General features: G+C 49.2%; 13 protein-coding genes. 3 read left to right on the top strand and 10 right to left on the bottom strand.

The window, feature by feature from the left end:
- Window positions 1-9 precede the first annotated feature (9 nt).
- On the top strand, window positions 10-1,155 hold the full coding sequence (gene pgl / locus ACQ9LF_RS09465) for a 6-phosphogluconolactonase (protein ID WP_462489151.1): 1,146 nt from the start codon (window positions 10-12) through the stop codon (window positions 1,153-1,155).
- Here pgl and ACQ9LF_RS09460 read toward each other — a convergent pair.
- The 10 genes from ACQ9LF_RS09460 to ACQ9LF_RS09415 all read right to left on the bottom strand — a co-directional run bounded on the left by ACQ9LF_RS09460 (window position 1,136) and on the right by ACQ9LF_RS09415 (window position 17,602).
- Complete coding sequence (locus ACQ9LF_RS09460; RefSeq protein WP_462489150.1) at window positions 1,136-1,867, bottom strand: P-loop NTPase family protein; 732 nt, start codon at window positions 1,865-1,867, stop codon at window positions 1,136-1,138. The genes pgl and ACQ9LF_RS09460 overlap by 20 nt on opposite strands.
- Window positions 1,868-1,873: 6 nt before the next feature.
- Entirely contained in the window at window positions 1,874-4,021 is a 2,148-nt protein-coding gene (locus tag ACQ9LF_RS09455) for a coiled-coil domain-containing protein (protein ID WP_462489149.1), read from the bottom strand.
- Between the two features lie 79 nt (window positions 4,022-4,100).
- On the bottom strand, window positions 4,101-5,339 hold the full coding sequence (locus tag ACQ9LF_RS09450) for a M16 family metallopeptidase (RefSeq protein ID WP_462489148.1): 1,239 nt from the start codon (window positions 5,337-5,339) through the stop codon (window positions 4,101-4,103).
- A gap of 17 nt (window positions 5,340-5,356) precedes the next feature.
- Entirely contained in the window at window positions 5,357-6,586 is a 1,230-nt protein-coding gene (locus tag ACQ9LF_RS09445) for a M16 family metallopeptidase (RefSeq protein ID WP_462489147.1), read from the bottom strand.
- A 51-nt stretch (window positions 6,587-6,637) separates the two neighbouring features.
- On the bottom strand, window positions 6,638-10,210 hold the full coding sequence (smc, locus tag ACQ9LF_RS09440) for a chromosome segregation protein SMC (protein ID WP_462489146.1): 3,573 nt from the start codon (window positions 10,208-10,210) through the stop codon (window positions 6,638-6,640).
- 30 nt (window positions 10,211-10,240) lie between these two features.
- The gene (locus ACQ9LF_RS09435; protein ID WP_462489145.1) at window positions 10,241-11,902 is read right to left on the bottom strand and encodes a flagellar basal body P-ring protein FlgI; all 1,662 of its coding nucleotides are present in this window, start codon (window positions 11,900-11,902) and stop codon (window positions 10,241-10,243) included.
- 243 nt (window positions 11,903-12,145) lie between these two features.
- Window positions 12,146-13,732, bottom strand: coding sequence for a Clp protease/crotonase-like domain-containing protein (locus tag ACQ9LF_RS09430; RefSeq protein WP_462489144.1), 1,587 nt, complete (start codon window positions 13,730-13,732; stop codon window positions 12,146-12,148).
- Window positions 13,733-13,868: 136 nt separating this feature from the next.
- On the bottom strand, window positions 13,869-15,071 hold the full coding sequence (locus ACQ9LF_RS09425) for a Clp protease/crotonase-like domain-containing protein (protein ID WP_462489143.1): 1,203 nt from the start codon (window positions 15,069-15,071) through the stop codon (window positions 13,869-13,871).
- 21 nt (window positions 15,072-15,092) lie between these two features.
- Entirely contained in the window at window positions 15,093-16,286 is a 1,194-nt protein-coding gene (locus tag ACQ9LF_RS09420; RefSeq protein ID WP_462489142.1) for a cofactor-independent phosphoglycerate mutase, read from the bottom strand.
- Entirely contained in the window at window positions 16,283-17,602 is a 1,320-nt protein-coding gene (locus tag ACQ9LF_RS09415; RefSeq protein WP_462489141.1) for a homoserine dehydrogenase, read from the bottom strand. The genes ACQ9LF_RS09420 and ACQ9LF_RS09415 overlap by 4 nt, the downstream gene beginning before the upstream one ends.
- Window positions 17,603-17,817: 215 nt before the next feature.
- On the opposite strand from ACQ9LF_RS09415, the gene ACQ9LF_RS09410 reads away from it, so the two are divergent.
- Together ACQ9LF_RS09410 and ACQ9LF_RS09405 are read left to right on the top strand one after the other, a co-directional pair.
- Complete coding sequence (locus ACQ9LF_RS09410; RefSeq protein ID WP_462489140.1) at window positions 17,818-19,227, top strand: hypothetical protein; 1,410 nt, start codon at window positions 17,818-17,820, stop codon at window positions 19,225-19,227.
- Between the two features lie 13 nt (window positions 19,228-19,240).
- Window positions 19,241-21,394 (top strand): polysaccharide biosynthesis protein, encoded by a 2,154-nt coding sequence (locus ACQ9LF_RS09405; protein ID WP_462489139.1) that lies wholly within the window; start codon window positions 19,241-19,243, stop codon window positions 21,392-21,394.
- Window positions 21,395-21,596: the final 202 nt, after the last annotated feature.

Below are 21,596 nucleotides of genomic sequence, written 5' to 3'. Positions count from 1 at the left end.
AGCAGAGGATTGCGTTATCTTGCCATTGACCTGGGCCAAAAACGCGTTGGACTGGCTATCAGTGACGCCGGTCAATCGATGGCCTTTCCGCTGGGGGGGCTTGGGACAGGGCCGGGACTGATGGCCCGAATCGCAGAAATAATTCAGTCCGAAAAGGTGGGGGCTGTGGTCGTCGGGTTGCCCTTGAATATGGATGGCTCGGAGGGGCCGCGAGCAAAACTATCTCGAGACTTTGCAGCTCAATTAACAAAGGTCGTTTCTGTCCCTGTCACGCTTTTTGATGAGCGTCTGAGCAGTGCCGAAGCGGACTGGAAGCTGGCCGGTTCAGACTGGACCCGCGATGAGAGGAAAAAGCGGCAGGATGCCATTGCTGCGGCGGTCTTTCTTCAGGCATTTCTGGAACAGCAAAAAGAATCCCTGGGCAGGCCTCGGATTGTATCATTGCCAACGGCGGTGCAGGCTGCTCAACAGGCGGTGTCCTTCTTTGGTAATTGTGTGCGGGATGCCATCGAGAAAAGAGGGATTTGCTATTGTGCTCTCAGCGGCGGCAGCAGTCCGAAGATGTTTTTTGAACAGCTTGCCAGTGAGGCACTGGATTGGCAGCGAATCCATTTTTTCTGGGCCGATGAACGATGTGTGGGGCCGGATCATCCGGATAGTAATTATCGACTGGCTCAAACTACACTATTGTCAAAAGTTCCGGTCCCGTCGCATCATATTCATCGTGTTTTTGGGGAATTGCCGCCGGCGGAAGCTGCTGAACGTTATCAAAACACAATTTGCCATGTGATGGAATTGCAGGCTGGTCAATGGCCTGTCTTGGATGTTGTGCTGCTCGGGCTTGGAACCGATGGGCACACGGCATCCCTGCTTGTGGGGACTGACGTTGTGGATAATCAGACCGATATGGCTGCCGCGGTATTTTCACAGACGATGCCGCATACCAGAGTAACACTGACTGCTCCGGTGCTGACTGCGGCCAGGTCACTTCTATTTATCATCACGGGCAGTTCCAAACAGGAAATTCTCCGAGAAGTGATGACCCCGCCGCTTCGACCTTGGCAATATCCAGTACACGCTCTCTGGCCTGCGGTGGATAAAATGACCTGGTTTGTGGATGCCGAGGCGGCAAATCCTACTTATTCAGCTCATTGATGGATTGGGATTGAATCAACCGGCAGTCATTTTCGGAAAAAATAGCCTTGAGGCGTCCTAACTGGGCCTGCTTGTTATAGAAAATCAATCCATAGTCTGCCGAGGATGCGATCAATTTGCGATCCGGGTGTCCGTCCAGATAAGGAGCATTAATCAGGACAATATGATAATGCTTTTTTGCAGCCTGAGTGACGATCCGAATATTAATCTGGCTGAACCGCACAAAAAATTCAGCCGGCCATAATAACAAATTGCGGATGACTGTCTGCAGGGGATACGGGGTGATAATGCCTGCGGTGGTATTGGAATTGAGTTCGAATGCCTTGGCGGCAGCATTGCGGCGTGTGTCCAAATCGATAAACAGACATTTGTAATCAGACTGGGCCAGGGCAATCGCAATTTTTATGGGGATAGTGACAGGCAGGGTTTCAAGGCTTGCCCCTGCGAACAGAATCACTTTATTTTTTCCATTCATCGACCGGATTTTTTGTGTAATCTCGGCTGCACATTGGCTATAGTGTTCCTCGGTAACCCTCTGGTGTGTTTTGCCGGAATGACTGTCCGATGCCTGATTGGGTTTGCCCAACAAATGCCAAAGCGTGAAAAATAAAATACCGGTAAAAAAAACACCAACGGCCACATAAAAATAAGGTGTTTCCAGTATGCCTTCTGCCCAATCGATGAACAATACTATAAATCCGACATCCATCATCCTTGATCAATTATGATTCCAGGACCATGAAGGTCTCTGTAATGATTTTCGTTTTTTGTCAAGGAACCGCAGAATATCACGTTTGACGATGTCGGCAAACAGAAGTTCTGATGCATGAGAGCGGGTATCCTGCGGGGCAATTTCTTGTGGTATTTCTGTTGGACAGGCCTGAGGAGCTTCCTCGTGTTCAGGTTGGGGAATGAGCTGTGGCGGTTTAGGTTCCGATGTATCGGATGGGGTGATAAACTGCCCGACAACCCGTGAAATGGCATCCTCCTGTTTTCGTTGCGGCCTGGCGACGGGTGATTGTCTTTGCGATGCTACCGAGCGGCGTTGCTCGGCCATAATCTGTTCGGCCAGATTAAACCTCGGAATTTCAGTGTCCGATTCCTCCTGGATTGGTGCAACCCCATCAACATCGCTTGCGGAAGGCTGTGAGAGTGCATCTGAGGCGGCATGTTCAGAGCATGGCTGAGGAGGGGCAGAGCATTCAAGCTCCGAGGTATGGCCCTGCAATTCCCGAATCTGTGTCTGGAGTTTTTCCAGTTCATGATCACGCAGATACAGCAAATGGTGCAATTGATTGTTTTCTTCACCGACAAGCTGGAGGTCGCCTTTGGCCCGTTCCAGTTGCTTAGAGGCATTATCCAGCCGCTGCTGTGTAAGACGCAATTCTTCCTGCAGCGAATGAGTTTCCTGTCTGGCCGCACAAAGACGGTCATTTTCAGCCTGGAGGCCGGCCAGGCGATTTTCGAGTTCTCGCCGCTGGTGTTCGGCCTTCTCCAGCAGGCTTTTTTGGTCATCAATCAGGTGCTTCAATTCCGATATTCGGCTGTCCGTTAATCCGTCGTTTTCGGCGATTTGGTCTTCCAGTTCAGCAATACGCAATTTCAATGAATGGATGATATCTTCAGCCTGGCGATTTTGATGGGTTAATTCCGACCGTACGGCTTCGCATTGTTCGGATATCTCTTGCAGTTGAGCTGCAAGCGTTTGATTGTGATGGCGAAGGGCGGCCAGCTCTGCCTGTTGCTGTTGCGACAGCGATTCTATTTCTGACAAGGAATGAGCCAATGCCATTTTTTCATGAAGCGTCGCTTCCATATTTCGACGACTTTGAAGCATAGCTTCTTCCATATCCGCCAGGGCTTTGCGTGCGGAAGCCAAATCCTGTGAAAGGCTGTTATTTTCCTGTTTGAGCTGGTCGGTCAGTTGTTCCAGGGATGCGATTTTAGATTCCATCGCGACTTGATTGTGCCGAAATTGTTCCTGTTGTTCAATCTGCTCAAATTTGAGCTGTTCAATCTGTCGCTGTTTTTGTTCGATCTCCGCGGCATGATCCGAATGGACCTTGATTTGCTGCTCATAAGCTTGAAGGGTTGACTGGACCTGCTCAAGCTGCTGCTGTTTTTCAGCTAATTCAGCCCGGATAGAATCCACGAATGTTTTCTGCTGCTGAATTTCGCGGTCACGAGTCGTGCAATATTGCTGAAGTTCTGCCAGTTTTTGCTGGGTATTTTTCAGCTCTGTATTTTTGGTTTCAAGCTCCGCCTGGGCCTGAGTAACCTGAATCTCAAGCGAGGATTGAATGGCTGTAGTGTGGGCAAGATGAGAATTATAGATGGCTTTCTGTTCGTCTATTTCAGCCAGAAGACGTTTTAATTGTTCTTCTGCATTGTCTGACTGCAAACGCATTGCAGTCAGGTCAGACAGTAGATCCCTGGTTCGTAATCGTTCTTCAGAAAGCTGTTTTTCCAAGTCTTGAACCTGGCTTTCGAGCAGATCGACCCTGTTGCTTTCTTGATTGGCTTGCGGGTTAATGGCCTTCTCCGGGACCGGCTGGACTGCGGCCGGAGTGGATACTTCATCCGGACAGACAGCGTTTTTTTGGGTCTCGGCAGCTTTCTGCATTTGCTCAAAAGATAAAATGCGTGCCCCGACTGGATAGTTATTGTCTTGTATTAATTTCGAGACGGCTGGCGTATCTGAGGGGGCAAAGAAATCGGGTTCTTCAGTAGATTCGGATACGGAGGGTTGAACGGGATTGCGCAATGTTGCTGATCGCGAAGCCTGCTGTAAGGCTCGCAGGATATCTGCTTTACATTGCAGAATATCGATGTCCAGATCTTCAGTTGGATGGTTTTCCGGGTTCACAGGACCCCTCCAAATTCAACTTGACCACAATTATATCAATCCTTCTTGCTTTGCACAAGACAGGAAATCGCCTATTTTATCAGAAAAGAGGAATTTCCCAAACCTCCGGCCCCATAGATAAACAACTGAATTGTCCCGGAGGGAATTCTTCTATTAATCGATTGATATCATCGACAGTAATTGCCCGAATCGCCGCAATATCATCGGCCAGGGTACGATACAAGTGCGAATAGACCCAGTTGAATCCCAGGCCGAATATCCTGCCCATCGGCTGTTCCGATTTAAGCGTCAGCGCAGAAAGCACTTTGTTTTGTGCTGCGGTTAATTCCTTTTCCTGTATGCCATTACGACTTAAATCAGAAAAAATCCCCTGGATGATCTCTGCTACCTTGGGGGCGGCAGCGGGTTCACAGCAGATGTAACTATACATCGCACCGATTCCGTCCATGGTCTCAGCCTGCATGGAGGCTGTCTCGGCGATGGCCGGATCGACTAACGACCAGAAATACCGTGACCCACTGTCATCGCCGATAATCATTCCCAGCAGCGACGCAGCAAACCGACGAGGGTCCTGCATGGAGACCATGGGGCTGATCAGGCAGATGTGATGCCGGGCGAGTGTTTCTTTTTGCAGGTGTTTTCGCTGACGAGTCCCTTCAAAAAACGAGAGCGGACGGTCTGCCTGGGCTGGTTTCCAATCTCCGCAGATAGATTCAATTAATTCACAAAACTGGTCAAAATCAAAATTCCCGCAACAAGCGGCAACGAGGTTATTGGGGGCATATCGACGATTGAAATAGTCACGCATTTGCTCGACTTTTAAATCTCCGATAGTCTGCTCGGTACCGAGGGTGCTGTTGCCACAGGGATGGCTGCCAAAATGCAGGGCGCGTGCCTGGTCGAGCACATCGAATTGCGGCATATCCTTGTACATGGCGATTTCCTGGAGGATGACGTTTTTCTCAATAGTGAAATCCTCCTCCCGCAGTGAAGGACGCATCAGCTGTGACCACAACCGTGCCACATCAGGCAGGAATTCCGGCAGGACCGCGGCATAATAGACGGTATTCTCTTCGGCAGTAAAGGCGTTGAATTTGGCTCCGATGCCATCAAAGGCCTCATTGACCTGCTGCCAGTTCAGGCTGTCAGTTCCCTTGAAGACCATGTGTTCTAAAAAGTGGGAAACCCCGCTGATTTCAGGCGTTTCATCCCGTGAACCGGTGCGGACAAAAAAACCCATGGCGGTGGTTTGAGCCTGAGGATGATACTCTCCGATGAGGGTTAATCCGTTTTGGAGCTGTTTGTGTTTAAAGATCATAGCGTCAACATTTTCAGTTAAACTTGAATGGGTTTAGGGCCAATGGTAGCAACGGTAAAATCATCGAATAGATTGTCATTTAAAAACGCCAGCAAAGATGACCTGCTGACGGCATCGATGTTCTGACGAATTTCTGATAACGGCCGCACTCTGCCCAGGTAATAGTAATCACCGGCAATCCCTGCAGCTCGAGCGGCTGATGATTCGCTTTGCATAATCAGCGTGCTCTTGAGGCCGATTTGGGCGCGATGCAGTTCCTCATCGGAAAAGCCCTCCCGAAGCCGACGGAATTGTTCCAGGGTGACATCAAGGGTTTCCTGAGCCTGCTGAGGGGTCGTCCCGGCGTAGCAACTGATCGCGGCATGGTCTTTTAATGACTGATACCTGGCTCCGACAGCATAGCATAAGCCCCGTTTTTCGCGAACTTCGGTGAACAGACGGCTGCTCATTCCGCCCGACAAGATGGATACTGCGGCCATAATTTCATAATAACGAGGATCCTGAATGGTCGGTACGCGGGTCATCAGGCCGATGTGTACCTGGGCTCCATCGTTGGCTTGGTGGGTGTAATGCTGGCCAGAGGACCCTGCCGCAGGACGCTTCACGCCGGTTCCCGGCAAATGGGCAAAACGCTTTTCCAGAAGGGCACAGACGGCGGGGAAGTCATATTTGCCCGCAATGGAAAAGATACATTGCGACCAGTCGAATTGCCGCTGAATAATCCGGCGGCAGGCATCGGCAGTCATATGTTCCAGGTCCTCTTTTTTCCCTTCGGTAGGGCGGTTGTAAGGGGCAGGGTAAAATTGTTCAGTAACCAGCAGGCGGACTTTGTGCTGCGGATCATCATCCAGCCCGGCCAGTTCATGGAGTGCCAGTTGCCGAGACGGTTCGAATTGCTCGTCCTCAAGCAGGGGAGCAGTCAGGATATCCGCATATAAATCCAGTGCTGCCGGCAGATTGGCGGATTCCAGCGAGGCACTGACAGACAAATTCTCCGCGGAGATGGCGCTGTTGCGGTGTATCCCAAGCTCATCGAGGGCCTCAACCAGGGCGCGGCTGTCCCGGGAACCTGCCCCGCGAAACAGCCAGTCGGTGATGATTTGTCCCGCACCGGAATTGCCCTCAGGATAAAATGCATTGCCGGCAGGGAGTAAAAAATCAAACGAGACGGATTCCACTTCCGGCATAGGTTCGCCCAGGATGACCATGCCATTGCGGAGTCGATGACTATCAAGCCGTTCTTTCATAGGTTAATCTCTCGCCGCACCGGGCGGCTGCTGAAGGTTGTTTTCTGTCGTTTAAGCCACAGCCGATTCAGTCGTATCATCACGCTTGTCGCTGTCGAACTGAACACTGATTTTCTTGCTGATGCCCTGTGTCTGCATGGTTATTCCATACAGCATATCGGCGATGCTCATCGTCCGCTTGGAGTGGGTAATAACGATGAATTGTGACAGCTGCTGGAACTGCTTGACAATCAGATTAAACCGTTCATTGTTGGCCTCATCCAGTGCCGCATCCACTTCATCCAGCACACAGAACGGCGAGGGTTTGCTCTTGAATATTGCAAACAGCATCGCAATCGCTGTCATGGTTTTTTCGCCGCCGGACAGCAGACTGATAGTGCGGGTTTCCTTGCCGGGCGGACGAGCCACAATTTCGATCCCCGATTCGAGAACATCTTCCGGGTTTTCGAGGAATATGTCGGCCTTGCCGCCACCAAATAAAAGCCGAAACAGTTCCTGGAAGTGGATTCGCACCTGATCGAAGGTCTCCTGAAATTTCTCCCGGCTTTCCTGATTGATTCGCTCAATCAGCTGCTCCAGCTGAGCCTTGCTGGCGTTGAGATCTTCCACCTGCGAGGCCAGAAAGGCATAGCGTTCCTCAAGCTGCTGCTGCTGTTCGATGGCATCCACATTAACATTGCCGAGACGTTCGATTTTGCTTCGCAGATCCTGGATTTCTTCCCGGACGATATCCCAGTCGATATCCTGCGTACTGTAATTCTGATACGCCTCTGTCAATTCAATCTGGAGTTCTTCGCGAACACGCTGGCACAGGTCCTCATCCTTGACTTTCAATTGAGATAAATCAAGCTGAAGCTGGTGGATGTGCTGCTCGATTTCGGATTGTTCGGTGCGAGCCTGCCGCAGGAACTGCTCATTTTCCTTTTGCCGAGCCGAAAGCTCCTGCTGCAAAGCATGCAAAAGAACACTTTGTTTCTGGGCCTCCTCTTTTTCTACATACAGAGTACAGACTGCCGATTCGGTAGACAGAATATTGCGCTGGGCCTGCTCAATTTGTTCGTCACAGGTAATAGCGTCCATCCGGCATGTCTCCGCCGACATGCGGGCATGCTGAATCTGACTGGTAATCGCTGCAGAACGCTGACGAATGGATTTTTGCTGTTCGCTGAATCGGCCGATCTGTATTTTTAATTCGGTGACTTCCGACGATCGGCTTTGCAGCACACGGCGCTGTTCATCCAGCATTTGCTGAATGCGCTGAATCTGAGCTGTTCGCTGGGTGTTGATTTCCTCCAGTTCTTCCAGCTTTCTGCGGGACTCATGCTCTTTCTGGACGGATTTGGAGATTTCCTCTTCAAGCACCTGAATTTCGCTGAGGATAATCGGCTGCTCCTGCGCCAGACGTTTGATATTCTGTTCGATCATGCGCATCCGAGATTCGGTATCCACCTTCTCCGTATTGGCCTCATAGATGCTGGTACGGAGTTCCTTGCACAGTTCGGCCAGATGCTCATTTTTGTGTTCCGTTTGCTCGAGCGTTTGTTCAAGTTGGTGAATGTGGCTGTTCATCTCGGCAAGATGCTGTTCAAGCTGGTGAATGCGGCTTTTACGGGAGATCAGCCCGGACGTTTTTCCCTGCGGGCCGGCGCAAAGCAGATAACCGTCGCTAAGCACTTCGCCTTGAAGAGTCACAAAACGATAACTGCTGTATTGGCCAGCCAGTTCCAGACCCGCATTGAGCGATTCAACCAGGATGGTCTTTCCCAACAGCGACCAGACCAAAGGACCGTAGGCGGGATCAAAGCGTACAAACTCCGCCAGTCTGCCCAAAACGCCGACCTTGCCGGCCAGATCCGCGGTATCCACCAAGGGCTCCAGACGATCCATGCACAGCACCGTCAGCCGGCCATCCAGTTTATTGCGCATCCCTGTATCGGCAAGAAAACGCGACGTGCTGTTTATCACAAGGGCATCCGTTTTGCCTTCCAGGGCGGCTTCAATAGCCTGCGAATACTGCATGTCTGCCGACAGGATATCGGCAACGATTCCCTCGATATAGTCGGATTGATTGATTTCACGCTCTTTCAAAATCGAACGGATAACGCTGTTGACGCCTTGACGCCGGGACTCCATATCCTTAAGGACATTCAGCTCACTGTTGATACCGCTTCGCTGTTCTTTGCAGCGTGCCAGTTCATTCATGGCGGCCGTTTTCTGTCCGCCAACGGTCTCCATTTCTGCGCGTTTGGCCTCCAGAGTGCCCTGGAGCTGTGAGATTACACCCAGAATATCTTCCAGACGCGACTGACATTGAGCCTTTTCTGTCAGCCATTCGGCCAGCTGGCCTTCTGCCTGACTGGCACGTCCTGAAAGACGCGTTTTCTGGCCGGCAAGATTGTTGCGATAAGTATTCAGGCTTTGAATCTCATTATGCAATTGGGCGGTACGGCGAACAATATCGATGATTCCGGATTTTTCATCCTCCAGCTTAGCCTGCAATTCTGCACACTGGGTATTGATTCGCGACAGAATGTCCTCTGCCTGGGCAAGCTGTTCGGTCCGGACAGACAGATCCTTCTGGCTGGTTTCCAATTCCTGCCGACATATCTCCAGTTCGCTGCTGAGATGGCGAATCTGCTCAGATAGTTTGGCTGCCTGGGACAAAGAGGTCTTCTTGCGTTCCGCCAGTTCGTCGATGCGCGCATTCAGATAATGAATACGCTCAGCATGCTGCTCAATCCGGCTCCGCGAGGCAACAAGCGTGTTATCCCATCGATTTATTTGATTTTCATTCTCTTGAATCTTGGCTGTTATTTCCCCCGCGGCGGCGTCATAGCGGGCAACCGCGGCAGCGGTTGCGGCAAATTTTTCCTGCCAGCCGGCAAGGACCTCTTCTTTGTCACGGCAGCTTGTGATAATTTTATGATATTCGGCCAGAGAATAGTTGACTCGCAGCTCCTTGAGTCGCTGACTGTATTCAAGATAACTGCGAGCCTTGCCCGCCTGGAGCTTAATGCTGCGGAGCTGTTTTTGGACTTCATTGACGATATCGGCCAGACGCAGCAGGTTTTGTTCTGTTCGCTCCAGCTTACGAAGAGCCTCTTTCTTGTGGGACTTGAATTTACTGATACCCGCTGCTTCTTCGAAAATAATCCGCCGGTCCTGAGTCGAAGATTTCAAAAGCTGATCAATTTGTCCTTGTTCGATAATCGAATACGCACTGACACCCACGCCGGTATCAAGAAATAATTCTTTGATATCTTTCAGGCGGCAGGATTTGCCATTAATCAGATATTCGCTTTCACCGCTGCGAAATAACCGACGTGATATCTCTAATTCGTCCTGTTCCAGCCCTAATCCTCTGACATCTGAAAAATGCAGGGTCACTTCAGCCATACTGCTGGGCTTTCGGCTGCTGCATCCGCTGAATATCACATCTAGCATTTGTCCGCTTCGCAGGCTTTTGGGGCTTTGATTGCCTAAAACCCACTTAATTGCATCCACAACATTGCTTTTGCCGCAGCCATTTGGGCCAACAATAGCGGTTATGGGCTGATTAAAGCGAAGTTCGGTTTTGTCAGCAAAACTTTTAAATCCATTAATAATAATTTTTTCAAGTTTCATAAAAAGATGGAGTCAAATCCGTTCAAGTTATTATTTGGTTTGGGCCGCAGGGGCCATTGTATTATCGGCCGTTTGATTCATTTTCTCTACAAATGCACCGGCATCAGACAGTGGTCCGTGGATGAATTCTGCAGGAACAAGTTTCTCTCGACAAAGCTGTTCGACAATATCAAGAATCTCAGAGTAGTTTAGTCCCAGTCCTGGCCGGGGGTACTTTTTCTTGTCGATTTCGGAGGCATGGCCGAGGGTACGAATGATGTCTTCAAGATAAAAACTGCTTAAAAAGGGACCAACCAGTTTAGGACGAGCTGGGTGCCTGCGGACCAGAGATACATATTTATCTCCGGGCCTGGCATTCATCATCACATTGCCTTGATCCAAAAACAAGTCATTCTGGCAGCTAATGGGGGCCCCGAATAAAATCAGTCCGGCAGTTCCTTTTTGGACAGCATAGATCACTTTGGAACCGGAAGAATTAACCAGGTCGATAAAGAAATCGGTTCCAACCAGAATACGTCTGACAAAAACACTGTTGTGGTTCAGGAGCTGTTCATAGGCAGCCAGTCGTACATCGATGTTGTCATTGGATAATAACTGTGACAGGAATGTCTCAATATCTTTCAATTTGGCATTGCTCAGGGATTGGATGGCCTCAAGCTGGAGACTGGAGTGATCATCCATGGCCATGCTTCGCAGAATACTGATACCGCGACTGTCTCCTATATTAAGCATACATCGAGCGGCATGAAAACGCACAGTCGGATTGTTTTGCTCATCCAGCAGGGCGGCGAGTCTGTACAGACAGGGGCGGCCAATGGCTTCAAGTGCAAGTTCAGACTCCTTGGCTTTGGCTGGGTCGCGTAATCGCTCACACAGCATATCAATACGCTCTGTTCGCAGGGCTTCGTCTTCAGATAAATATAAAAGCTGCAGCATGGAAAGAAATTCCTGACGACGATGGCGATATTGCAAAGGAATGGTAATTTGAATATCCGTACTGGATATCGCGTTTGCAGTTGAGCTTCCGAAGCGTTCATTAATGCGATTGCGAATGGCATACGAAGCCCTGAAGCTGGATTGTTTTAAAGTTAAGGTAATAGGAGATTTCAGTGAGGTACTCCCGCCATTGAATATGTAATAACGCTCCTGTTGAGTGGCAGGGTCTATTGTGGTAAAAATTTGCCCTTCGGCACTGCCTATGGTTTTGGCAAATTGGCTATAGGTTTGCATGCGATTCATTTCTTTGAGGTCGGCCGTGAATAAATAGCCGCCTCGAAGAGAGGTCGTCTGTGTTTTCGTCAGGGGTTTGATTTGAAGATCAAACCGATCACCTGCCATGGAAAGAGCGGGAATTTCACCGATTATTTCAACGATGGCTGTATCTGTGCTTTCAATAAAACTCCTGATCTCTCCGGAGGTTGCATTCGGCATTTTCTGCCAGATATATTTTTCCAGTTCAGGTCGTAATTGCGGCGGACATTCCGAGGACCCTGCCCCCCACAGTCCGGCCACCATACCGTAACCGCGAACGGGTACTGTAGGGCTGTAACTGATTTGAGCTAATTGTCCAATCGTGGTATTTAAATCGACTTGCGGTTCCGCAGTTGCATTCCGATTGTTTTTGGGGCCGCAGGAGGCCAGAAAGCATCCGGCAATCCCTAGCGCGGTTAAAAAAATGTATCCTTTGTTCATCTTTTATGCCTTCAAAAACAACCAACCAAATCTCGGCAACTTCATTACAATTATATTCCTAAAGTGCGTAGAATAGACATTTTGAGTAGGACAGTCAAGAACAATCCCTTGTGTATCAAACGAGCATGCTATACAAGATATATGCCGCAATATTATAAAAGCCATAATATGGATTGGCAATATGCTGATTATGGATTGATAACAAGTCCCAATATGTGCAGAGTCTAAAATGAACATCTGGCTTTATTGTGACCGAAATCTCAAATTGTCAGATAAAGCGATTGCAGATTCCAAATTGCGTTGCAAGGTTTGTACGGTTATTTCCGGAGGCAAGGCGCCTATCCAGCGGTTAGAAAGCGAAATAGCTGTTCGGTATTCTCCAATTAAATTATTCAGTACAAAAGAGAGTTCGCGGTTGACGTCAGCTGCCGCTAATGCCGGCTCATTGGAAACGACAGTTTCCGATTCCTGCACTCGGTTAAATCGGCTTTTGGGATTTGTTCGAAGCGGAGTACGCTGATTTGTCGTTGTCGAAGGGGTGCTGGGAGTCATTTGCTGGGAGTTGATAAGATTCTGGTCAACCATCGTGGACTGGTCATAATAGTAGTAGTAATCAGACGATGGAATGATCACTTGTCCTCGTGTAAACCCTCCGATGTCGTTGGTGGTACGGGACCGTCGGACAGGTGTTGTTCTGTCCTGCTCTTCAATTGTTTTAAGCTGTGCTTCAAGCGTGGCCGTGCGATTTTCAAGGAAACTGATACGGGATAATGATAGTCCTATATTTCTTTTTGCCGCGATAAACTGTTTGATTGTTGTATCAATTCCTGGTGCATTCGCAAGCTGTGCATCTGAAGCATTCATATCACTCAATACAGAACGAATGGAATCGGCAACCGCATCAACTAATTTGAATCGAATGGCATCCGCGGGGGTTAATTGCAAAACACGACCGTGTATGTCGGAAACGCTTGTGGTTTGTGGTGCTGTGCCTGTTGTTGCATCCGAGGTTGCCGTTGCACTGGGCGTTATTCCTTCGCACAGAGTTTTGACGACTGTCTGATTGGCTAAAAGCGCATCTTTTTGAACGATGGATTGATTGCCGCTGGTATCAATGACCTCAACTAAACCTATCTTTTTATCTAATAAGGCTTTAGCGAGGATGCCAGGACGCTGGCTGTTTTCTGCAAGCGTGGCTGCGTAAACGCTGTATGTGGCCAGCGAATCCGGACTGTAGATTTTAATGAAATCCGTTTCCGAGTGTCCGCTCGACGTGCTGACAAAGGGGCCTAATGCAGAGATCGTGGCGTTGGGGGCAATATAAATCTTGTCACAGGCCAGGGCGATCGCCGTTGCTGCGGAATGGGCTCCACCAAACGGGCCGCCGGAAATATAGGCGACTGTGGGACATATATCAATTTTAGATAAGGTTGAACAGATTTCTTTCATATATTCACCGCGTCCGCCAGGACAGTCGATTTTGACCAAAACAAAACGCGGTCCGCTGTTCGCTCCCTTGGTGATGGCATCACAGATTGTTTTAGTTACGGCTTGAGAAAGGAGTGCTTCCGCATCCGTAATGGACACCAACACAACACTGTTGCGCCGTCCATTATTATCTAAAGTGACCTCATAATCCTCTAACTTGATAGGTGACAACTTTTTTTCGTTTTCATTATAAACAAGTGTTTTGTCTGCAGTCGTTTTGAGTGTTCTGAAACCATAAAAGATTTCACCTGTCTGTTTATTCTTAAATGTGTCTGCCTTAACGGATAACCCAGCGGCCAGGATTATTGCTAAAAGGCTTAAAAGAAGACTGTTCCGTGTCATAGTTAATCCTCCCGAATTATTTCCAGTATCCTAAAATATCCTATTTTACGGGTTTTTTATCCTGCCATTTCAGCGGATAAAAAACGATCCTATACTATCTTCCGTATATCTTTGCTAAGGTTCAAGAAAAAAGACATTATAAACTATCATATTCTGCCTGCAGGGAGTTTAATAAATCCTGTAATTCTTGCTCTTCACAGGGAACATCTGGATAGGTTTGCTTGAGCTTAATCAGGTATTTGACTTCCTGAATGATTTCACGAAAAGACTTTTTGGCTTCAACCAGCGTCATTCCCCGGTTTCGATCCTTGGCAATCAGGGTCTTGACTTTGGTGTCAAACGAATTTTTTAACTGATTAAACTTTCTTTTGATTTTTTCAAGTTCTTCTCTGGCCTGGGCCATTTGTTCAGGACGGCGGATCTCAGCGTCGGAAGCGTTGGCATCGGCAAGGACTTCTTCAAACGAAGAAACGACCTTGTCTGCCATAGAGCAGTTGACTGCTTCCTGAGCGGGAAGCGTAACCAGTTGCCCCTTACGATTATAAATACTGATGATTTCATCCGTGGGTTGTTTTTCGGAGGATTCGATATACATGATTTTGCCGTTACGACGGATCCGCAGCACTTCTATATCCTTATTTTCCATAGCCCGTGCCAGGGCGACCGGACGATTGTTCTGTTCGGCCAGGGAGGCCAGATAATTCCGCCAGGCAGAACGTATTTTTTCGCCAACATTGTTTCCCACCATACGTTCCAGTTCCACAATCCCGTTTTCCGAGGACGCGACAACGGTTGCTGCCCCCATCACGGTGGCACCGGACATGTATATTTTATTGCAGGCCAGAGCAATAGCTGCAGCAGCTGAATAGGCCCCGCTGTTTTTGCCGCCGCGAATAAATGCTGCGGTTGTACAATTTCGGGTTTTGGTGATTGCAGAACAAATCCGCATGGCCAGATCCACACGTCCTCCGGGACTATCAATTTCAAGAATGATGAGCAGGGGGCCTTTATTGGATTCTTCGACAATCGCTTTTTCAAACGCTTTGGTTATAATATCTGATTCGATGGCATCGCTAAACGTAAATACGACAACATGTTTATTCCTGCCCTGATAGTCGGGTGTGATGGTATATTCAGCAAGATTGACCTGAATCGGTCCGGATTCGGTTGTGTGAATGGTGGTTTTCCCGTTTACGGGATCCTGTTCGGCATACCCGTGATAGGTCTGCCCGCTGGTTTTGTGCGTGAAAGTGTCCCCTTGGCATATTTCAGACAGGACACCACAAGGCCCCCCCAGCAAGCCAACGATCATAGACAACAGAATGTATTTACGCATCATGCATCGCTCCTTCAAAATAATTTATAGTTTTAGAAAATATTCCATCAAATCCGCACCTCGTTCAATTCGGAATCCGGAAGCGAAGCTGTTGGGTTCGCTGAACGGTTTCTGCAGAATACCCTTGATGCCCGTTCCAGCCATGGCAAAGGGAACGGGCTGGTCGCAGTGGCAGCGGCTGTCCACCGGGGTCGGATGGTCGGGCATGACGAGGATGCGCCATTGCTCATATTGTTTTAATGCATGGAATACCGGGCCGACAATATGTTTGTCGATCATTTCAATGGCTTTTTTCTTCTGATGCGGACTGCCGTTATGGCCGGCCTCGTCCGGCGCCTCAATGTGGACCAGCACCAGATCATATTTGTTTAAGGCTTCAATTGCCGCCTGACCTTTACCGGCATAGTTGGTATCGAGGTATCCGGTTGCACCCTCGACTTTGATTAGATCAAATCCAATCAGTTTAGCCAGTCCGCGAACCAGGTCCACGGCGGTAATGGCAGCACCGGATTTCCCATAGACTTTGCTGAATTTTTCCAAAAAAGCCCGCTGGCCCTGTCCCCACAGCCAAATGCTGGTCACAGGATTTTCCTTGAGATCCTTGCGGACGCGGTTAATCGGATGATTATCGAAAAATTGAACCGATTGGGCAATCAAATCCTTCAGCAATTCCGATTTTTTGCCTTTGGGCAGTATTTTGCTGACTTTTTCACCAATAAAATCGTGCGGTGGACAGGTTTCTACTTTGGCAAAATCAGTACCATGAATGACACATAAATGACGATATCCAACCCCTGGGTAGAATCGAAAATTCGGGTTTTGAATTAACTGTTCAAATTCGCGGATCAGCTCTGTCCCCTCTTTGGTGGAGATATGTCCAGCACTATGATCGGCCATCAAACCATCCGCCGTCGTGACCAGATTGCAGCGGAAAACCCAGTCTCCCGGTTCCAGCGGAATATCCTGGGCTGCGGCTTCAATCGGAGCACGCCCGGTATAATTTTTTTGCGGATCATAGCCCAGCAGGCTCATCATCGCAACATCACTGCCCGGCTGAAGGCCTTTGGGCACGGTCTGGACGATGCCCTGTCTTCCCTGAGCGGCAATCGCATCCATATGCGGTGTTTCGGCCGCTTCAATTACGGTCTTGCCGCCAAAGACATCCTGCGGATTATCCGCTGCTCCATCAGGCACAATGATTACATATTTGGGCTTCAATCTTTGTCCTCCGGAATTTCAACAATCCGTATGCAAATAGGCCTGGAACCGATGACATCCAGTCTGGATAATTCATCCAGCGCCGCGTTCATATTCTTCTGCTGAGTGGGATGCGTTGTTACCACCACGGGCACGGTATTGTTCGGTCCAATGCCCTCATGCTGAATAGCTCCGCTGATACTGATATTGTGTTTGCCGAGTACCTGGGCATATTGGGCCGTCACGCCCGGCACATCTTTTGCCATCAGACGAATATAATACCGGCTGGTGATATCATCGATGTTCTGAATCGTCGGGTGTTGGTTGTGTCGCAGCATAGGCATGGCATCAAATAGCCGCTGACTGTTGCCCAGGGCAATTTCAATGACATCTGCCACAACAGCACTGGCGGTAGGCATCATGCCTGCTCCACGGCCAAAGAACATCGTATTGCCCACGGCATGACCAAAGACACTGAGCGTGTTAAAGGGGCCACCCACACGGGCCAGAGGAGTGTCTTCATGAATCAGAGAAGGATGTACACGCAGTGAAATAGCTCCTTTCTGATCGGCTTGGCCAATGGCAAGTAATTTGAGGACATAGCCCATTTCCTGGGCATTCTTGATATCTTCTATCTGAATATTGTCTATGCCCTCAATGCTGATGTGTTTTGTATTAAATTGATAGCCAAACGCAAGACTTGCTAAGATAGCAAGTTTATGTGCTGTATCTGTACCATTAATATCCAGAGTTGGGTCTGCTTCGGCATAGCCTTTTTGTTGTGCCTGGGCCAGGGCGGTCGGAAAGTCCAGGCCTTTCTGGGTCATGTTGGTCAGGATATAGTTGCAGGTTCCATTTAGGATTCCATAGAGTGCGGTGATGCGATTGGCAGATAAGCCGGTGCGGAGAGCGGAGATAATGGGTATGCCTCCTGCACAACTTGCCTCAAAGGCGATACATTTCTGCTGTTTTTTGGCCAATGCAAATAATTCCTGTCCAAATTCTGCCAATAAAGCCTTATTCGCAGTCACAACGTGTTTGCCGGCCGAGAGAAATTGCTGATGGACGTGTTTGGCAAAATCAAGACCGCCGACAAGTTCAATTCCGATTTGAATGGTGGGATCGTTCAGGATTCGCCCGAAATCATTGGTTAATAACCCCGGCGGTAATTGCACGGGGCGTTTAGTACTGGTGTCTTTGTCTACCACACAGGCCAGTTCCAAGCGAATCCCGGTGCGTTGATAAATCGCATCTGTTTCTTCCAGTAAGAGTCTTGCAACCCCAGACCCCACTGTACCAAAACCGATTAGCCCGATGCGTACTGGATTTTTTAACATTCCTTAAGTCCTTTTCAAAGCAGTTATTTACCCATACAACTGTACCGTAAAACTCCAATTTTCGCAAGCAAAAATCCGCATATTCATCGACTTTGCATGGTGAGAAAAGGAGAAAACAAATCCTGCCTGGATTTTTTGTTGAAATTTAAGCGTGATAAAGGATAATACGTGTCGATTGTTGACATAGCAAAGGATAGTCTTCAGAGGGTATTGATATGATGCAGGAGCCCGGCCTCTTGCAAATGTGGGAAGAGATGGCACTGCCTCGGTTGGCGATGGCCTTTAAGCTGGCTGTTGGGCCAGCCAAAGTGCTGATCGCCTTTTTGGCGGTAGTCTTGATTTGCGCCGGTGGCTTTGCGATGGATTGCTGTTCCCATTCGGTGGTTGTCAGTCCGAAACGGCAAGTCCCCAAAGGTTTATTTGGTGGCGATTCTGCCGCCTATATTCAGGAGACTGAACTGGCATCCTATCTGCAGCACCCCAGCCGTGCCGAGGGATTTATTCGGGAGAATATGGGCAAATGTTCCGGCCAGGGGGTATTTTCGACGCTTTGGCATTTCTGGACGGACCGCATTACCGATTCGACCCTAATCTTTTATAAGGCGTTATTTAAGTTTGAATCTCCCAGCCCTTATGCTCAGCAGGCCGGAACTGCCGGGGTGGCTTATCGAATCTGGCAGAACATCACGCTGTGTTTTCGTTCTGTGGCCTGGGCATTTCAATATCATACCGTTTACAGCATTCTGTTTTGCACCTATGTCTTTGTCATTTTGTGTGTGGCGGGGGGGGCAATCTGTCGGTGTGCAGCCCTGGAATGTGCCAATAATGAAAAGCCGGGGGTATTTGAGTCACTGGAGTTTGTCGGCGACAAATTATTCAGTTTGATTTCGGCGCCGCTGATTCCTGCGATGTTGATGGGGGGCTTTGCACTGATTTTGATTCTTTTTGGACTTGCCGTGAATTTCCTTCCCTGGATAGGCGAGTTGGCACTCGGATTGCTCTTGCCATTTTTGCTGGTTGCGGGAGTCCTGTTAGCGCTATTGCTGGCAGCTTCGCTGTCGGGTACCGGTCTGATGTTTCCCGCCATTGCCTATGAAGGCACGACTGGTTTGGATGCCATCGGGCGATCCATCAGTTATGTTCTGAATAAACCGGTATGGATGCTGTTTTATCTGGTTGTTCAGACGCTGCTGGGAACATTTTTTTACCTGGTGATGCGGGGGGTATTATTTGTGGTTTTGTGGGTCACCTATCATTCGATACGTCTGGGCATCTATCAGCCTGAACATGGTCCCAGCAAACTGGAACGCATCTGGGCGGAACCCAGCTTGTTTTATCTGCTTAATGCCCCGGCAGGTCCGGCTAACTGGTCAGAAAAAATCGCCAGCGTGATGATTGGGGTTCTGATGCTGGGGATAACCGCGTTGATTGCTGCGATGGTGATTAGCTATATTTTTTCGAGCATGACGATTATTTATTCGCTCATGCGAAGAAAAGTAGATAAAGTGCCCATTCAAAAAGTGTGGATAAGCCTGGAATTTCCTTCCGATCAAGAGTTCCAGATGCCTCCTTCGCCAACAGAAACAAGAGCGGGCCGTCGTGCCACCGATCGCCTGATCTCTTAATCAGGAGTCAAAAATGCCTTACAGGAATGAAACCCAAACAGAACCCAGTCCGTATGGGGTGGATCAAAAGCTCTCCAAGGGGCTTATCCAGTATCGAAAGACGTTGATTATTCTGACGCATGTTGCGGCATTTACCGCAGCGCTGGGACTGGCCTTTTTATTCATGTACAGCATGCAGGTACTGCGGCGATGGGTGATTTATCCGTTTCCGATTCTGCTGGCATTTGTGCTGCCGATCAAATTGATTGTCTTTGCCTATTTCAAGCAATACCGTGGGTGGTGGCGGTATGTCGGTGTTTCCGATCTGCTGAAAATAGCCAAGGCGTCGCTGGTCAGCGCGATTATCCTGATTGCAGGCTGGTATACCTATGGTCTGGCTGGAGCGATACTGATTCCGGATTCAGCAATAGTAAAAGTGCGGCAGGACATCGCTGAACTTGAGCAAAAAATCGCAACCTCGCTTACGGAACAGGAGTCCTGGAAGTATAGGTGCCGCCACGCCAATCTGCAGGGGCTTCGCGATCTCCTGGAAGTCAGTCGAATCAACACGATTTCAGCCCAACTGGCCAAAGCTCCTGAAAACAGTCAGGAACAAGCCTTCCTAATGACCCGGAAAGGGCAGCTGCGGGACGTGCAGACCCGACTTGAGGGAGTCCTCATGCTGGATTTATTCACCACGATAATGCTGCTGTCGGGGATTCGCATGGTGATTCGTCTGTACCATGAGGAATTCTTTTCTGAAACTCGCGGGACGGCTCGTCGTTTTCTGATTGTCGGAGCGGGTAACGCCGGCGAGGCTCTTCTGCGGGAAATGATGCGTCGCAAAGATACGCAATACGAAGTGGTTGGGTTTGTTGACGATGACCCGGCCAAACAGGGGTCGGAAATTCACGGTATTCCTGTGTTGGGCGGTGTGGACCAATTGCCGCAAATCTGCCGCAAACAGGCAGTGGATGAAATCGCCATCGCCATCCCCAGTGCCAACCGCAAGCAGCTTCGCCGGGTGGTCCAGGTTTGTCAGGGGACCAAGATCCGATTCAGTACCGTCCCGTCGCTGACGGATATTGCTTCGGGCAAGCTTCGTGTATCACAGATGCGAGATGTTGAAATCAACGACTTGCTGGGACGCGAAGAAGTACAGCTGGATATGGAGCAGATTCGGGGCTTTCTGGCCAACAAAGTGATTCTCGTAACTGGCGCCGGCGGTTCGATTGGTTCGGAAATGTGCCGTCAAGTCTGCACTTTCGGTCCCAAACAGCTGTTGCTGCTGGAACAAGCTGAAAATCCATTGTTTTTTATCGAGCGGGAATTGAAGCAGAAATTCAGCAACGTATCGATGATTCCCGTGATAGCAGATATTACCGATAAAATAAGAATAGAACGTTTTTTTGCTGACTACCGCCCTCAGGTCGTGATTCATGCGGCAGCTCATAAACACGTACCGTTGATGGAGCTGAATCCCGGCGAGGCTATCAAGAATAACGTGATTGGGACACGTACCGTGGCGGATGCGGCGGATGCGTATGGGGCGGAATGTTTTGTGATGATTTCGACCGACAAAGCCGTCAATCCAACCAGTATTATGGGATCCTCCAAGCGTGTGGCTGAGATGTATATTCAGGACTTGAACAAGACCAGCAAGACCCACTATGTTACGGTGCGGTTTGGTAATGTGCTGGGGTCCAACGGGTCTGTGGTGCCGATTTTCAAACAGCAGATTGCCGCTGGCGGGCCGGTTACGGTGACCCATCCGGAAATGCGCCGCTATTTTATGACGATTCCAGAGGCCAGTCAGCTTGTGCTTCAGGCGGCGGCGATGGGAGAAGGCGGTGAAATCTTTGTGTTGGATATGGGAGAACCGGTTAAGATTGTGGACCTGGCGAGGGAATTAATTACGCTCAGCGGATTCCGTCCGGGGGAGGATATTGAGATTGAATTTACCGGTCTTCGCCCCGGGGAAAAACTGTTTGAAGAACTCTCGATTGAAGGCGAGAATATGCTGCCGACCAAGCATCCCAAAATCGCGGTCTGGAAAAACATTCCCAAGGATCGGCAGGTGCTCCGTAACGGCATTGAAAAACTGCTTGAAGTGGCACATACCCAGAATCGTTCGCGGATTATAGAAACCCTGCGGGAGCTTGTCCCTGAATTTATCGGACAGCAATAATAAGGCCTATGTACGCTAAATATGGGCTTGACAAACCCCGTAAATGAGGTAAAAAATGCGCGAACCAGAAGGGCTTTTTTGCGTATTTTTTTGTTAATCATAATTTCCGAAGGCGGGTGTAACTGGGCACATGCAAATTGTGTCATGAGGAGAAGTTTTCTTGTTTAGTCAGGTAATAGAGACGGTGGCATCCTCGATTTTG

The organism is Anaeroglomus insulsum (assembly GCF_050689095.1).
GTDB classification, from domain to species: domain Bacteria; phylum Planctomycetota; class Phycisphaerae; order Sedimentisphaerales; family Anaerohalosphaeraceae; genus Anaeroglomus; species Anaeroglomus insulsum.
Note: the sequence above shows the minus strand (reverse complement) of the source record. Positions and strands in the feature narration are given on the sequence as shown.

Coding starts and splice junctions, on each gene's coding strand:
- ACQ9LF_RS09460 (WP_462489150.1), bottom strand. CDS start 1,867: ATGATGGATGTCGGATTTATAGTATTGTTCATCGATTGGGCAGAAGGC.
- ACQ9LF_RS09450 (WP_462489148.1), bottom strand. CDS start 5,339: ATGATCTTTAAACACAAACAGCTCCAAAACGGATTAACCCTCATCGGA.
- ACQ9LF_RS09445 (WP_462489147.1), bottom strand. CDS start 6,586: ATGAAAGAACGGCTTGATAGTCATCGACTCCGCAATGGCATGGTCATC.
- smc (WP_462489146.1), bottom strand. CDS start 10,210: ATGAAACTTGAAAAAATTATTATTAATGGATTTAAAAGTTTTGCTGAC.
- ACQ9LF_RS09435 (WP_462489145.1), bottom strand. CDS start 11,902: ATGAACAAAGGATACATTTTTTTAACCGCGCTAGGGATTGCCGGATGC.
- ACQ9LF_RS09430 (WP_462489144.1), bottom strand. CDS start 13,732: ATGACACGGAACAGTCTTCTTTTAAGCCTTTTAGCAATAATCCTGGCC.
- ACQ9LF_RS09425 (WP_462489143.1), bottom strand. CDS start 15,071: ATGATGCGTAAATACATTCTGTTGTCTATGATCGTTGGCTTGCTGGGG.
- ACQ9LF_RS09415 (WP_462489141.1), bottom strand. CDS start 17,602: ATGTTAAAAAATCCAGTACGCATCGGGCTAATCGGTTTTGGTACAGTG.
- ACQ9LF_RS09410 (WP_462489140.1), top strand. CDS start 17,818: ATGATGCAGGAGCCCGGCCTCTTGCAAATGTGGGAAGAGATGGCACTG.
- ACQ9LF_RS09405 (WP_462489139.1), top strand. CDS start 19,241: ATGCCTTACAGGAATGAAACCCAAACAGAACCCAGTCCGTATGGGGTG.